This window comes from Hyunsoonleella pacifica (assembly GCF_004310335.1).
Lineage (GTDB): Bacteria > Bacteroidota > Bacteroidia > Flavobacteriales > Flavobacteriaceae > Jejuia > Jejuia pacifica.
This window is the reverse complement of record NZ_SIRS01000003.1, coordinates 1-16,420: the sequence shown is the minus strand read 5'-3', so window position 1 is coordinate 16,420 and position 16,420 is coordinate 1. Positions and strand designations below refer to the sequence as shown.

11 protein-coding genes are annotated in these 16,420 nt (G+C 32.7%); 7 read left to right on the top strand and 4 right to left on the bottom strand.

The genetic code is table 11. The features are described from left to right. Window positions 1-4: 4 nt before the first annotated feature. Both EYD46_RS06445 and EYD46_RS06440 read right to left on the bottom strand, forming a co-directional pair. Window positions 5-3,292 (bottom strand): SusC/RagA family TonB-linked outer membrane protein, encoded by a 3,288-nt coding sequence (locus EYD46_RS06445; RefSeq protein ID WP_130936266.1) that lies wholly within the window; start codon window positions 3,290-3,292, stop codon window positions 5-7. 100 nt (window positions 3,293-3,392) lie between these two features. Further along, on the bottom strand, window positions 3,393-4,535 hold the full coding sequence (locus EYD46_RS06440) for a FecR family protein (protein WP_130936265.1): 1,143 nt from the start codon (window positions 4,533-4,535) through the stop codon (window positions 3,393-3,395). A gap of 94 nt (window positions 4,536-4,629) precedes the next feature. Here EYD46_RS06440 and EYD46_RS06435 point away from each other — a divergent pair, with 94 nt between their 5' ends. Next, window positions 4,630-5,199: an RNA polymerase sigma factor gene (locus tag EYD46_RS06435; RefSeq protein ID WP_130936264.1), complete on the top strand. Its 570-nt coding sequence runs from the start codon at window positions 4,630-4,632 to the stop codon at window positions 5,197-5,199. Window positions 5,200-5,422: 223 nt separating this feature from the next. Here EYD46_RS06435 and EYD46_RS06430 read toward each other — a convergent pair whose 3' ends face one another. Both EYD46_RS06430 and EYD46_RS06425 read right to left on the bottom strand, forming a co-directional pair. Further along, window positions 5,423-5,800 carry a hypothetical protein gene (locus EYD46_RS06430; RefSeq protein WP_130936263.1) on the bottom strand — a complete coding sequence of 126 codons (378 nt, stop codon included), beginning with the start codon at window positions 5,798-5,800 and terminating at the stop codon, window positions 5,423-5,425. Window positions 5,801-5,896: 96 nt separating this feature from the next. After that, entirely contained in the window at window positions 5,897-7,132 is a 1,236-nt protein-coding gene (locus tag EYD46_RS06425) for a 3-deoxy-D-manno-octulosonic acid transferase (protein WP_130936262.1), read from the bottom strand. Between the two features lie 149 nt (window positions 7,133-7,281). Between EYD46_RS06425 and EYD46_RS06420 the strand changes: the two genes are divergently transcribed. The 6 genes from EYD46_RS06420 to EYD46_RS06395 all read left to right on the top strand — a co-directional run. Beyond that, the gene (locus EYD46_RS06420) at window positions 7,282-8,439 is read left to right on the top strand and encodes a DegT/DnrJ/EryC1/StrS family aminotransferase (RefSeq protein ID WP_130936261.1); all 1,158 of its coding nucleotides are present in this window, start codon (window positions 7,282-7,284) and stop codon (window positions 8,437-8,439) included. Next, entirely contained in the window at window positions 8,432-9,451 is a 1,020-nt protein-coding gene (gene galE, locus EYD46_RS06415; RefSeq protein ID WP_130936260.1) for a UDP-glucose 4-epimerase GalE, read from the top strand. The genes EYD46_RS06420 and galE overlap by 8 nt, the downstream gene beginning before the upstream one ends. Before the next feature lie 207 nt (window positions 9,452-9,658). After that, complete coding sequence (locus tag EYD46_RS06410; RefSeq protein WP_130936259.1) at window positions 9,659-11,197, top strand: helix-turn-helix domain-containing protein; 1,539 nt, start codon at window positions 9,659-9,661, stop codon at window positions 11,195-11,197. Between the two features lie 233 nt (window positions 11,198-11,430). Beyond that, window positions 11,431-14,637 (top strand): SusC/RagA family TonB-linked outer membrane protein, encoded by a 3,207-nt coding sequence (locus EYD46_RS06405; protein WP_130936258.1) that lies wholly within the window; start codon window positions 11,431-11,433, stop codon window positions 14,635-14,637. Between the two features lie 10 nt (window positions 14,638-14,647). Next, window positions 14,648-16,111, top strand: coding sequence for a RagB/SusD family nutrient uptake outer membrane protein (locus EYD46_RS06400; RefSeq protein WP_130936257.1), 1,464 nt, complete (start codon window positions 14,648-14,650; stop codon window positions 16,109-16,111). Continuing rightward, window positions 16,089-16,420, top strand: a 332-nt coding sequence (locus EYD46_RS06395) for a hypothetical protein (protein WP_165454350.1), incomplete at its 3' end; no start/stop codon positions are given. The genes EYD46_RS06400 and EYD46_RS06395, both read left to right, overlap by 23 nt.

The following is a 16,420-nucleotide window of genomic DNA, read 5'->3' as shown; positions in this document are numbered from 1 at the left end:
TTAATTAAAAGTTAGCATTAATACCAAAAGAAAATCCTGTATTAATAGGTGCGGATAAGCCGATGCCTCCTAATCCTGATGCAAACTCAGGATCTATATAATCCACATCTGTAATAGTAAGGATGTTTTGGGCTTGGGCAAAAATCCTTAAACGCTCGATACCTATTTTCTTTGAAACGGTTTTATTTAACGTATAGCCTATAACAATGTTTTTAAGCTTAATGTAACTAGCGTCCTGCACGAATTGAGTAGACTGCAGGAAATCTGAAGTTAATATCCTTGTTGTAGGTCTTCTAGAGTCAACCGTTCTAACCGCAATATTTGTTTGGTCGCCAGGATTTTGCCATGCGTTTAATACATCAATATGTTGATTTAGATTTACATTATTATATAAGCTGTGTAAGCCAGTATTTAAAATATGATTGCCTCCAGAAAATGAAACTAAAAAAGAAGCGTCGAAATTTCTAAAAGTAAACGCATTGGTTACACCGCCATGATATGTCGGTATTGCAGTTTTATCGCTAGCTTCTCTTAATTCCGTAATTTCGTTTCTGTTACCGCCACGGAGATTTGTGTCATAATCTATAAGATTCCCTTCGGTATCTCTATATTGGTTAAAACCGGTGTCTGGATTTACGCCCGCCCAATCTACAAGATATAATGCATTTATAGGACTGTCTGGTTTGTAAGCTATATTACCTCTTAAGATCAGGTCTCGATCTTCAATCAAAGAAACTACAGTTCCTTCGTTAGTTGCAAACGTAATATTGGTAGTCCATCTAAAATTATCATTTTGAACATTGATGGTGTTTAATGCAATTTCGAAGCCTTTATTTTCAAAATTACCAATATTAGCGTCCAAGAAGTCAAATCCAGACGTTAACGGCGTTGGAATCTGAGCGAGTAAATCCTTAGTGGTTCTGATGTAATAGTCAATAGAACCGTTAATTCTATTATTAAACAATCCAAAGTCCAATCCGAAGTTGGTGTTCTCATTTTTTTCCCAGGTTAAATCAGGATTAGCTCCTCTTGATAAGGTAGGAACACCAGCATCATCATAGTTAAATCTATATTGATAGAGGGATTGAGAGGAGAAGTTTCCAATAAAATCGTTACCAGAAGTTCCTGTAGTAAAACGTAATTTTAAATTGTTTACCGTTTCACTTTCTTTAAAAAGTGTATTGTGAAGGTTCCAGGAAGTACCGATAGCCCAGAAATTGGCATATTTATTATTGTCTCCAAATCTAGATGAACCGTCTCTTCTGTAAGATAATGACAAGTTGTATGTATTGTTAAAAGAATAATTTAACCTTGAAAAATAAGAAATAGACCCGGCATGTGTTTCAGTATCAAAAATTGTTGGAGGATTGGCTGCTGCACTTAAAGTTTGAACTGCATCAGACTCGAAACCTCTGCCAATTCCTGTAAAACTTGATATTTCATTTTCATTAAATTCATTACCTAATAGAAGATTGAAATTATGTTGATTAAACGTTTTATCAACGGTCGCCATAAGTGTTGCCGTATAGTTGTTGTTATTACCATTAGACAAATTTAGTTCTCCACCTTCGACAATCTCGTTTTCATAGGTAGTATTCTTGGATGTGTTATAATTGGCTCCTAAAATACCGTTTAAGGTTAACCACTCTAAGGGTTTATATATTAAATTAACACTTCCACCAATATTTTTTCTTACTGATCTCGTACTCGTATTGTCTCTTACAAAAAGAGGATTCAATGGTTCGCCTCCACCGCTTGTTAAAAAAGAGATTAATCTTGTGGGGTTTCCAGAATCATCAAATGCTTGCTCCCAAGGGTTTAATAAAAAAGCATTAGAAAAAGGGTTGCCTACATCACGTCTGTCTTGATTATTAACATTTCCAAAATTTCCAGACAAGGCTAATTTTATTTTTTTGCTAAACTCAAAATCTGCTCGCATTGTAGCCGTGTAACGTTCGTATTCACTACCAAAAATATTATCGACGTTGCTGTAGGATATGGATGTGTAGTAGCTTGAATTATTACCGCCACCTGAAATAGCAATATCATGATTCTGGCTCACTTCATTACTTACTAACAAATCGGTCCAATTAATATCATTACCTGAATTTCTACGTTCATCCAATAATGCCGCATCGGAATCGTAAAACCCTAAAGATTCCTCGTAATCAAGTTTTTGAGAGGCGTTCATGAGATCGTCCGTAAATGACGTGTTAGGGTTATTAAAACCTAATCTTGTATTTACAGCAACTTGTAATTTGCTATTTTTTGTTCCTCTTTTAGTGGTAACTAAAATAACGCCATTAGAACCTCTGGAACCATAAATAGAAGTAGCCGCTGCATCTTTTAAAATACTAATACCTTCAATATCATTAACATTTAGAGCAGATGAAGCCAAACCTGCTGGCATTTGAACACCATCGATAACTATTAGTGGTTCGGTATCCGCATTTATAGAGCCTACACCTCTAAGTAGAATGGATGGAGGCGTATCTGGATTGTTAAAGCTTTCCTGTACGAGTAAGCCTGGTACAACACCAATTAAAGCATCAGCAAAAGATACATTTTGAGTGGTTTGCAATACACCTATATCAACCTTATCTACTGCTCCAGTTAGTTTTTCTCGAGATTCGCTACCATACGCTACAACGACAACCTCATCCAGTTTAGAAGCATCTTCTTTCATGGTAATGTTAATTATGGTTTGATCCTCGATAACAATTCTCTGCATAAGAAAACCGACATAACTAAATTTAACAATATCACCTTTTTGAACCGCTATTTCATATCCACCATCAAAATCGGTGGTTGTTCCTCTAAAGTTATTGTTTTCATTGCGATGTACTAAGATGGTAACTCCAGGTAATGGTACACCATTTTCGTCGGTTACCTTTCCAGAAATTGTTCTATTCTGGTTTGCTGGAGGTTTTTGTTTTAAAATAATTGTTTTATCTGCTGTGAGCTCATAGAGATAATTGCTAGAAGAGAGGCATCTAGATAGTAAGTCGTGTGCCGTAATAATACCTTTGTTTAATTTAACGCTAGGTGCGTTTTTAAAGCTTTCTGTTCGATAAACAAACCGATAATCTGTTTCTTTTTTTATCAATTCAAAAACGTCTATAACTGACAATTCCTGGTCATGATCAATGTTTATTTTAATATTTTGAGAGAACCCAGTAACAGGGTTTAAACCAAAAGTAAAAGTGCAACATAAAAGAACGAATAATCTCATAATCCAAATAAAGAGTCTTTTCCTAATATGAATAGGAGCTCTACTAAAATTAATTTCCATAAATTTGATTGTTTTTAGTTAGTTATACTTCATAATTAATTAATACTCAAGAGGGACAGAGATTGGTACGGTAGGATGTGTCTAAACTCTGCTCTCTTTTTTATTTTACCGTAACTGTTTTTTCTGATACTTCGAAGCGTACGGCAGCATTCGAGTTTTCAATCATTTTTAAAATATCTTTAATATTCTGGTCTTTTGAGAAAACACCTCCAAAAAGGTCTTTTTCCATATCTTTATTTTCAAATAGTACATTAAAATCATACCATCTAGATAGTATAGTCATAATATCTTTAAGAGGTTTATCTTTAAAACTGAAGATGCCTTCTTTCCAAGAAACTTCATTGTAGATATCAACTTTTGAAATTTCTATGGTTTCATTTAGTTTATTGAAATTTGCTTGCTCACTTGGTGCTAATACTTTAACATCATTTTTTATGTTTAATGCTACTTTACCTTCTACCAGTGTGGTTAAAATTTGATAATCGTCCTTATATGCTTTAATATTAAATTCGGTTCCCAAAACCTGAACTTCTTGTGTTTCATTAATTACTCTAAAAGCAGAACCATTATGGTTTATACTAGATGATACATCAAAATAAGCTTCGCCATAAACTAATTCAACTTCTCTGGCCTCTCCATCTATAAAACTTACAGGGTATTTAAATTTAGATTCAGAATTTAACCAAACTTTAGTGCCATCAGATAATTCAATAAAAAATTTTCCTCCTCGAGGAATAGTTAAATAATTATATACTAATTGCTGGGAAGAATTATTATTATAAACAATGCCTTCACCATTACTAGTAGCATTTTGAGTTTGAAAAGAGACGCCTTTAGCTAAAGCAACTTCCTCTCCAGTTTCCATAGTTAGGATTGCCTTATCTGTGCCGGTTTTTATTTGATTATTTACTATTATTGATTCTTCAACTTGAGAATTATTACTATTAAAAATAAAAGTTAGCGATATTAAAAGTGCTATTGACGCTGCGATTGCACCATATTTAATGAAGCGCACCTTTTTAACTCTGGAATTAGTTGCAATTACCATTTTAATTTCATCTAAGGACGACTCGCGGCTAAAAGGTGTTTTTAAATTTATTAAATAATTAACCCTAATGTACTCATCAAAGTAGGCTTTATTGTTTGCATTATTTAACCACGCTTTTAAATCTAAAAGTTCCTGATGAGAAATATCATTCTCTATAAATTTAACTATTAAATGGTCTATTTGCTTTTGATTCATTATTTGGTGCTTTTAGTATTACGTCTTCAACAATTGCAAAAACCCTCCATTTTTATTTAAATTTACTTAGTTTTATCCACAATATTTAATGTAAATGGATCAAAAGAGTGAAGATTTAAGTATTATTTTAAAGTCTTTAAAGCAAGGGAACTTAAAATCTTATGAAACTATTTATAACAGGTTTTATGATGAACTTTGTGTGTATGCTCTTAAATATACGCCTGATCGTAGTTTAATCCAAGATATTGTTCAGGATACTTTTTTAGATCTTTGGCATCAACGAAAAAAACTGAAAATTAAATCTTCACTTAAAGGCTATCTATATAGAATTGTTTATTATAAACTTATGGACGCCTTTAAAAATAACTCCAAAAAGAATGATGAATATTTGGCTTTTTATCAATCCTCTGTAAAAGAAGCAACAATTGCTATAGAGGAAGATGACAATTATAAAGCTGCACTATTAGCAAAGCTGGACTTATGCCTTAATAAACTTCCTAAGAGATGTAAAAAGGTGTTTTTGGATAAAAAGATTTCTGGTTTAAAATATATTGAAATATCTAAAAACTTAGAAATTTCTATTAAAACGGTTGAAGGTCATATTAGAAGAGCATATGCTTTAATAAAAGTATGTATGCACGATTTGAATGTTTCCTCATCTTAATTAAGTACTATAATATTATATTTTAATGTGACTTTAATTGCTGTTGTTTTAAATATGGCAGCATAAACCTTTTTTAAAAAAAATTAATGGATTGGTTCGAGAATAGGTCAATATTCTGTAAAAGCCTTATCTAAATAGATAAGGCTTTTTTGTTTTCAAATATGTATGTAAACAAAAAAACCACCCAAAAGGTGGTTTTTAAAATCATTAAATTTAGTCGTTATTAGTGACTAGACTTTAACTTATCTGCTTCTTTCTTTACAGCATCGGCAGCATTGTCAGCGGCTTTTCCAGCAGCATCAACAGCTTTATCAACTGTTTCTCCAGCTTTTTTAGCTGCGTTATCTACAGCTTCGCCAGCAGCATCAACTGCGTTTTCTCCAGCTTCTTTTGCAGCGTCTACAGCACCTTCAACAGCATCACCTGCCTTATCAACAGCTTCTCCAGCTGCCTCAACAGCATCACTTGCTGCTTCTTTAGTTGCTTCTGCAGCATTTTCTACAGCCTCTTCTACTGATTCAGCTTTTTTTGTGTCTCTACAAGATGTGAAAGACAATCCTAATGCTAATAATAAAGCTGTTCCTAATACTAATTTTTTCATTGTAGTTATTTTTTAGTGTTAATTATTTAGTATGCAATTTAATATCTAATAATTAAAAAGCGCACAATTGTTTGGATTTTCTTTAAGAAAAACACTTTATATACGTAGATAATCTAGTATTTGGATGACAGCACCACTATTTTTCTTTACAAACTCCAAATTTTTAGACCCTAATTTTTTACGATAGTCACTGTTCTTGAGTAATTTTATTAGTGCTTTGTTGAATTGTGATTGGTTTTTTATAGAGAACATACCACCATTATTAATAAGAGCTTGTGCTTCAGGAAACTTTTTATGGTTGCTACCAATTAATATAGGTATTCCAAAAACAGCAGGTTCAAGTGTATTATGCAACCCTGTTGTTCCCATTGCCCCACCAACATAAGCAATATCTGCGTAGCTATAGATTTTTGACAAGTAACCAATAGTGTCTATAATAAACACATTATATTCTTCCAATGGCTTGTTCTCCATTTCAGAAAATAAAATGGATTTTGTGTTTGTTTTTGAAATAAAATTATTGATTTGAGAGGTTTTTATATTGTGAGGAGCAATAATGTACTTTACTTCGGGGTAGTGTTTATTATTAATAAAATTAGTAAATAATAACTCATCTTCAGGCCATGAACTTCCAATTACAACAGATAGCTTGTTACTTTTAAACCGTTCAATAAAATCTAATGTATTGTTCTTATTTAATTGATTACTAACCCTATCATACCTGGTATCGCCAGAAATAGTTACATCGTTATAACCAATCGACTCTAAAAGCTTTTTTGAACTTTCGTATTGAACAAAAATATGGTTAAAGGTAAAAAGCGCTTTTCTAAAAAGGTTTCCGTAAAATTTAAAATAGATTTGCTTAGGTCTGAAAATAGCTGAAATTAGAATGGTATGAGCATTTTTTTTCTTTAGTAAATTTAAATAGTTAGGCCAAATATCATATTTTACAAATACAGTAAGTTCAGGATGAAGAAGGTTAATAAATCGCTTTGCATTTGTTTTAGTATCTAAAGGTAAATACACAACAATATCTGCAATTGTGGTGTTTTTTCGTATTTCAAAACCAGAAGGAGAAAAAAAGCTTAATACAATTTTGTGCTTGTTAAAATGTTCTCTTAGCTTTTCAAAAACAGGAAGCCCCTGTTCGTACTCGCCAAGTGAAGCACAGTGAAACCAGATGGTTTTATCTGTAGGTTCAAGTTGTTGTTCTAGAATTTTAAAAGTACGTTTTCTACCATCAACCCCTAACTTAATTTTAGTGTTGAATAGCGCTACGATTTTTAAAATAAACCCAGCGAAATAAGTGCCTATACTATATATAAACTGCAAGCCTATTGTCTTTCTTGCTAAAATACATTTCTTTGAAAGAAATCAATGAATGGCTTTGATGAATTTTGTAATTTTGTTAGCCGAAACCTCAAGTCGAGTATAATTAAAATAGGGTCGTAAAATTTTTATAAGACTCTAAAACTTTGAATATGAAGAAAATTCAAATGGTAGACCTTAAGGGTCAGTATCACGATATAAAAGATGTTGTAACTACTTCAATTAATAATGTAATAGAAAATACTGCTTTTATAAACGGACCTAAGGTTCATGAGTTTCAGAAGAATTTAGAAAGTTATTTAGGAGTAAAACATGTAATTCCATGTGCTAATGGAACAGATGCCTTACAAATTGCTATGATGGGATTAGGATTAAAACCAGGTGATGAGGTAATTACTGCAGATTTTACTTTTGCGGCAACTGTTGAGGTTATAGCTTTACTTAATTTAACCCCAGTTTTGGTTGATGTTAACGAAGATGATTTTAACATTAATATTGAGGCTATAAAACAAGCTATTACTCCAAAAACAAAGGCAATTGTTCCAGTACATTTATTTGGGCAATGTGCCAATATGGAAGCTATTATGGAGATTGCGCAAGCAAATAACTTATATGTAATTGAAGATAATGCTCAAGCCATAGGAGCTAATTACAGATTTAAAGATGGAACAAAAGCTAAAGCTGGTACAATAGGACATGTGGGAGCTACTTCATTTTTTCCATCAAAAAATCTTGGAGCTTATGGAGATGGTGGCGCTATTTTTACCAATGATGATGATTTAGCGCATACCATTAGAGGTATTGTTAATCATGGTATGTATGAAAGATATCATCATGATGTGGTTGGTGTTAACTCTCGTTTAGATAGCATACAAGCAGCAGTTTTAGATGCTAAGTTGCCCAAATTGAACGCTTATAATAAAGCAAGACAAGTAGCAGCCAGGAAGTATAATGAAGCTTTTAAAGATATAAAACAAATTGTAACACCTAATTTAGGAAATGGATGTGAGGAGGATATCTGCGACATATGTGATTGTCATGTGTTTCATCAGTACACTTTAAGGCTAATTGACATTGATAGGGATGCACTTGTAAAGCACTTAAATGAAAAAGGAATTCCTTGTGGAGTATATTACCCTATCCCACTTCATAAACAAAAAGCTTATTTAGGCGGTAGATATAAAGAGACAAATTTCCCTATAACCAATAAATTAGTGCAAGAAGTCATTTCTTTACCTATGCATACGGAATTGGATGAAGAACAAATTGAATTTATTACAGCAACAATTATAAACTATATAAATGGATAAAATATTAGTAACAGGAGGATTAGGCTTTATAGGTTCTCACACAGTTGTAGAACTTCAAAATGAAGGATATGAAGTTGTGATTATTGACGATTTATCAAACTCCTCCATAGATGTTTTAACAAGGATTACTAATATTACAGGTAAGAAACCAATTTTTGAAAAGCTAGATTTAAAAGATAAAACTGGAGTTGAAGCTTTTTTTGTTAAACATAAAGATATTAAAGGTGTTATTCATTTCGCTGCAAGTAAAGCTGTAGGAGAGAGTGTACAAGAACCATTGCTGTATTATGAAAATAATATTGCAACCTTAGTTTATATTTTAAAAGAATTAAAAAGGCTACCTTCAGCTAGTTTTATATTTAGTTCTTCTTGCACTGTTTATGGACAGGCAGATGAGTTACCAATTACTGAAAATGCACCTGTTAAAAGAGCAGAATCACCTTATGGTAATACAAAACAAATTGGAGAGGAAATTATAGAAGATACTTGTAAAGTAGTGCCAACGTTAGGGGCTATTGCTCTGCGCTATTTCAATCCTATTGGAGCTCACGACTCTATAGAGATAGGAGAATTGCCGATAGGCGTACCTCAAAATTTAGTACCATTTATTACGCAAACCGCTATTGGTTTAAGGGAACAGTTATCTGTTTTTGGAAATGATTATCCTACGCCTGATGGTACTTGTATTCGTGATTATATTCATGTTGTTGATTTGGCTAAAGCTCACGTTGTAGCTCTTAATAGATTACTACAAGGAAAGAATAAAAATAACTATGAAACCTTTAATTTAGGGACAGGCAAAGGAAGTTCTGTTCTTGAAGTTGTTGAGTCATTTGAGCGTGTGTCAGAAAAGAAATTGAATTATAAAATAGTAGACAGAAGGGAAGGAGATATAACTGCAGCCTATGCTGATACAACACTAGCTAATGATGAGTTAGGTTGGAAAGCAAAACTTTCTTTGGATGATGCTATATTATCGGCATGGAATTGGGAACAGAAAGTTAGACAATAGAAATTATCATAAAAAATGGTATAATTAGAGTCACTCTTTTGAAGAGTGACTTTTTTATTATATGAACTTGCGTACTAGTAAAAGATTATCGGGAGTTACCTTTTTAAGTTTTTTTTAAGATTTACCGATATCTTTATTTATAAATTCATAATAAAAATAGCGAAAAGCTTATATTTTGTTTTGTGGAGTTTACTCTCAAATAGTTTTATGAAAGATCGACCTAAAGTACTAATCATTGTTTTGTGTGTTTTTATTTTTGGTGTAGAATGTTATGCGCTTTCTAATCTTTATCCTGTAAAATCTATTCAAATAGATAGTCTAATTGAGGAAAAAACTATAGATAATAGTTTAACAAGATTAGAGCTTTTGGTTTTGTATCAAGACGGATTGAAAGAAAAGCCTAACGATTCTATTGAGTTTTTTAGAAACTTAGCATTGTTAAATGCAGAACTAAACCAATCTAGGGATGCTAAAATATTTTCAGAAAAATATATTTCAAATACATTAAATTTTGACATTTTAAAAAACAGTGCTTATAATAAGATTATAGATTCAGAAGAGTATATTAGTTTGAAAAACAAATATCTACCTAATGTTACCACATTGAGTTTTGTGTATTTTTATGCAGCTTTAATAGGCTTTTTTTTTGCTATAGCAATTAACTTAACTAAAAAGGAAAACCGGTATGCCAAATTATTTATAGGCGGTTTCATTGCTATTCATTCATTGTTTATTCTAGAATTTGTATTATTTATGTGTAGGCTTTTGTTAATCTATCCGCATGCCTATCGTATATCTTCTTCAGTAGCTTTATTGTTTGGACCGTTATTGTTTTTTTACTTTAAAAGTATAACTCAAAAATTTAAATTTCGAATTGTTGATTTAATTCATTTACTGCCAACAATAATTTTATTGTTTTTTTTAACGCCAATTTATAAGAAGTCTTCTTCAGAAAAAATAAAAATAATGTTAGGGCTTAATGAATTTGATGGAGATTTTTATGACACTTTTACCTTTTTTATAAAAATAGCATCACTAGTATTTTATGCATTACTTATTTGGAAATCTCAGTTTTCAAAAATTGAAATTAACAGTGTATTTCCTCATAAATCATCTATAATAAGATGGTTTAAAAATTTGTATAGAATTCATGTGGCATATATAACAGCATATTTTTTATATGGCATTTTTGCATATATTATAAAAAGTGATATTTCCATTTATGTTTACCATTTTCAAATTGGAGCAATGTCAGTTATGATACTTTATATAACCTATATTGCTTTTGTACAACCAACTATATTTAGTTTAGATTTAAATAGTGCTACAGGCATGGTTTTAACATCTAAATATGAAAAATCAGGTCTTACTCCAGCGCTTTCCAATGAGCTGAAAGAACATTTAATTATGTTACTTACTAAAGATAAGGTATATAAAAAAAGTAATATTAACTTAGAAATTCTTTCTAATAAGCTAAATACAACTAGGCATAATACATCCCAAATTGTTAACGAACATTTTGAAATGAATTTTTTTGAACTCATCAATAAGTTTAGGGTGCAAGAAGCCATAAATATATTAGAAGCAGATGTACATGGAAATTTAAATATAATTGATGTGGCCTACGAGGTTGGCTATAACAATAAGGTTACATTTAATAAAGCATTCAAAAAAGTAACATCTCTTACTCCTACAGAGTACATTCAGACAAAAGTGAAACAAAAAACTCAAGAAAAAAGAAAGTAAATTCTTGTCGGAAGAGTAAACTATTATGGGGGTTATCCATTTTACAAACTTTTGTAATTTACTTTACCCTTGCAATTGTTAAAAGGTAAGGGAGTAAATGACTTTACTAAAAAACATAAAGAGAAATCTACTAAACTTTGTTATGTAAAGTGTAATTTTTTGAATTAGTCACTTAAAAAACTTTGCTGTCTTCCTTTTTTCAATCTGCATAGACTAATTCAAATTCACTTTTTATGAGATTAAAAAACTACTATGCATTATTGGTGCTATTAATGTTTGGTGTATCATCATCATTTGCCCAAGAACGAACTATTTCAGGACAAGTTACTGACGAAAACAACTTACCTCTTCCTGGAACCACTGTTATAGTTAAAGGTACTACAAACGGAACCTCGACAGATTTTGACGGAAATTATTCAATAAAATTAAATTCAGGAAATACTCTTGTTTTTAGTTATGTTGGATATATTACAAAAGAAGTTATTATAGGAACTTCTAATACTATCAACATTAATCTTGAAGAAGATGCCACAGCACTTGAAGAAGTAGTTGTTGTTGCCTATGGTACACAAACCAGAGAAGCTATTGTAGGCGCAGTTGATGTTATTGATGCTGAGATAATTGAAAATCAACAAGTAACCTCTCCTTTAAGAGCATTGCAAGGTACAGTTGCGGGTGTAAATATAGTTACAGCAGGGGGTCAACCTGGGCAAAACCCTAATATTCGGATTAGAGGTTTTGGAAGTTTTAATGATCAAAACGGTAATCGTAACGTTGATACTGGTAATTTTGCAAGTTCTAATGCGCCTTTAATAGTTGTTGATGGTGCGCCATTTAGTGGAAACATCAATACAATAAGTCAAGATCAAATAGAATCTATTTCTGTTTTAAAAGATGCTGGTGCTGCTTCACTATACGGTTCACGAGCCGCAAATGGCGTCATCATCATTACTACTAAGAGGGGGAAACGGAATTCTCAGGCCGAAGTAACTTTAAGAAGCCAGTATGGGTTTTCTAATCCTGCCGTAGGTATTCATGATATAGTGGGTAGTGAAGACTACCTTAAACTTGTCTGGACTGGATTAAGAAATGATAATATATATAATTTAGGACAAAATCCTCAGGAAGCAAGTACTAATGCAAGTGCTTCGGTAATTCCTACATTAGGTTATAATCCATTTGGCGTAAGTAACCCTATAGATACTGATGGTAATGTAGTTTCGGGCGCCAACCTTTTGTGGGATACAGATTGGGAAGAAACAGTATTAAGGAAAGATGTCCCAAGGATTAATCATACGCTAAGTGTATCTGGAGGTAGTGAGAAATCCAATTACTTCTTTTCAGTAGATTACCTAGATGAAGAAGGTCCAGTTATCAGATCAAATTTTGAAAGAATAGCAGCTAGAGGAGCAATTGACAGCCAAGTTAATGATTGGTTAAAAACGGGAATAACTTTAGGTTATTCGAGATCTAATTCAAGCAATCCAGACCAAACATCAGGAAGTACTACGCAAGCCATTTCATGGATATATAGTAATAGTAGTATATATCCAATTTATGTTAGAGATGCAAATGGTAATTTAATTTTAGATAATGATGGTAATCTAATTTTTGATTTAGGTAATGGTAATGGAAGACCAACAGGGCAACCTGTGAATAATACCAGACCAGGTAGCTCTGGCGAAAGTATTTTAGCTTCTATACAATTGGGTGAGGAGAAAAGAATACGAACCAACCTTTTAGGTTCTGCTTATGCTGAAATATCATTCCTAAGTAATTTTACGTTTAGGTCAACACTAAACTATGAGAATTATGTTTTTGATAGTCATGAGTTTGATGATGATGAGATAGGGTCAGCTTCTAACGTTAATGGAAGGGTAACTAAGAGACGAAATATAACTACAGCATTAAATGCGGTTCAGGCTTTAAACTATTCCAATACCTTTGGTAAGCATTCTGTGTCGATTGACGGAATTTATGAGGCCAATACTAGTGCAGGTGATTTTTTTAGAACATCTGTCACTGGTTTTTTACCTGGACAACAAGAAATAGGTAATGGTACCTCAGCAGAATCTTTTGGAGGTTTCAGATCAGAACGCCGTATTACAAGCTATTTAGGTAGGTTGATGTATAATTTTGATAGAAAATACTTTATTGAGGGTAGTTATCGTCAAGACAAGTCTTCACAATTTATTCCAGAATTTAGAACTGGTGATTTTTTCTCGATAGGTGGATCTTGGAATGTAACTAATGAAGAATTTATGAGAAATATAAGCTGGCTTAATAAGTTAAAGCTTCGTGCTAGTTTTGGAGAGCTAGGTAATATTTCAATACCTGGAGGTTTTTTTCCAACTAGTGTCCTTTTTTCTGGTGCTAATTTTGGCAATATAACTTTATCTCCGGTGGAAGGAGAACAAGCGCTTCTTGCATCAGGACAGCTTCCCGATCAAGGTTTGATATGGGAAACAATTCAAACAACAAATTATGGACTAGACTTTACGCTTTTTGATGGGATATTCTCAGGTACAGTAGAATACTTTATTAGAGAAAGTAAAGATTTAATACAAGATATAGACGCTACTCCTTCTCCTGGTATACCAACAGTTAGAGCAAATGCTGGTTCTATAAGAAATAGCGGATGGGAGGTTACCCTAAATAGTAATATCATCAATAAAAGTAATATCCAATGGAGTATTGGAGGAAATTTTTCAATTCTCAAAAATGAAATAGTAGAAATTACACCTTTTACAGATAGGGTAGTGCAAGGCTCTAAACTCTGGGCTCCAGGTAATTCAATATTTGAGTTTTATATCAGAGAATGGGCAGGAGTAGATCCAGCAACAGGAGATGCGCTTTGGTATATAGACGTTACAGATGCTAATAATGAAGTAGTAGGTAGGGATGTTACTAACCAGTATGATCAAGCAACGAGGTATGAAACAGGAAAAGAGTCATTGCCAGATTTTCAAGGAGGTATTAATAGCTTTTTCAAATTCAAACAATTTGATTTAAATGTGTTATTTAATTTTAGTGTAGGAGCTTATGTTCTTGATACAGATTATTCAGGCTTAGTTAGTAACCTTACCGCCATAGGATCTTCAGCACATCCAGATAATTTTAATGCTTGGTCGCAACCAGGAGATATCTCAGATTTTCCTCGCTTAACACTTAGGAATAATAACTTTAATGACCGTTCCACAAGGTGGTTATTTAAAAACGATTATTTGCGATTAAAGGCATTAACAGTTGGTTATAATCTGCCTCGTGATGTTTTAGAAAGAATAGGTCTAAACCAGTTTAGATTATATCTGCAAGCAGATAATTTAATCACATGGCAAACTCACAAAGGAATAGATCCTGAACAATCATTTAGTGGATTGACCAATAATAGATCTCCATTGCAAAGAACATTGACATTTGGAGCACTTCTTAAATTATAAATAAAACGTTATGGAAAATATAAATAATACAAAAATCTGGAAACTACCATTATCGATGATTATCATAGTGCTGTTTCTTATAAATTTAAATTCTTGTAGTGAAGAATTTGTTGATGAACCTAAGGATAACTCTGGTGTTACTGGTAATATTATTTTTTCAAATAGAGATAATATACAGGTGTTTATTAATGGGATATTATCTAATTATAAAGGGCAGTATAGAGCCAATCCAGACGAAGGAGGCATTTATTCAATGTACTTTGCCCGTGCTGTAAAAGGTAATGATATAATACAAGCATTTACCTTTTATACTTTTGATTATGGTCATGAAAATAGAGAACCCAATTTTAGGCGTACAGATTTTACATGGGATTTTAATTATGAGAATGTAAATTTTGCTAATACCCTAATTAAGGGAGTTCAGGAGAACGAGGTTTTAAGTGATAACGATAAAAAAGAATTTATTGCTAAAGGGAAGTTCTTTAGAGGATTTCATTTATTTGAGTTATTATTAGAGTTCTGTCCCAATTACAATAACGATAGAGATTTAGAAAGAATCCCTTTTTATACAGAACAAACTACTTTAGAAACAGTGAATGGTAATCCTCCAGCACCGATGCGCGAGATTTACAATCAAGTTATTCAGGATTTAGAAGATGCCGTAGCAGATTTGCCAGATACACGATTGGGGAAAAGTTTTATCAACAAGGCTGTAGCCCAAGCAGTACTAACTCGAGTTTTATCGGTTACCCAGGATGATTGGGGAAGAATGTCTGATGTAGCTAGAGCTGCTTATGGAGGAGATGCAGATTCAGCTGTGCAGTCCGCTAATTGGGGTAATGGGTTTAGTGACATGACCGATCAAGAATGGCTTTGGGCACTCTTTCAAAATGGTACTGATGAGACTAACTTCTTTTGGGGGCATGCGGCACCTATGATGGACCATTTAACATTAAGTTATTCAGCAACCTATTTTGATCCAGAATTTGTAAATGAATTTTCAGCTACTGATTCTCGTAACTTATTCTTTGATATTTATGGTGTATCAGATACAGAGCCTTGGAGAGAGTTTGTTTCCACTAAATATGCATTTACATTTGCTTCAGATATTCCACTTATCAGAAAATCAGAGATGGTATTATTTGATGCAGAGGCACAATATCAATTAGGTAATACTACAGGGGCACAGGATTTACTCTTTGCGCTACAATCTGCAAGAGATCCTAATGCTGTTAAGACCACTAGTACAGGACAGGCATTATTAGATGAAATACTATTGGAGCGTAAAAAAGAGTTTTATGGAGAGTTTGGCCCTCAATGGTTTGATGCTAAACGTTATAACCTACCTATTATTAGAAATGATATCCATCGCATTTCAATTGACGTTCCAGCAGACAGTAACTTATTCTTCTTGAAAATACCGGAAGACGAGATAGACCTAAACCCAAATTATGCTGGTTTTAACAATGAGTAATAAGGTTACCCTTTTTTATATAATTGTCATTCTTTGGAGTGTTCATCTATTTTCACAGACCGAAGTTGAAAGGCAGAAGATTGCAGCCAGTTATAATACGGCTGCAATTGAAAACCTTAAATCAACTTTGCGGGAAAATAATAGGCTTAAGCAAGTTAGAGTTTCTGCCTACCTTGATGCCTATCAGGATCAACCCCGAAGAATAAAAGTTGGTAGTAAAGTCTATGCTATTTATGATATTGTCAATGGGAAACCTATATATAGAACAACCGATAATATAGCTAGTGCAAAGGCTACCAAAACTGATGA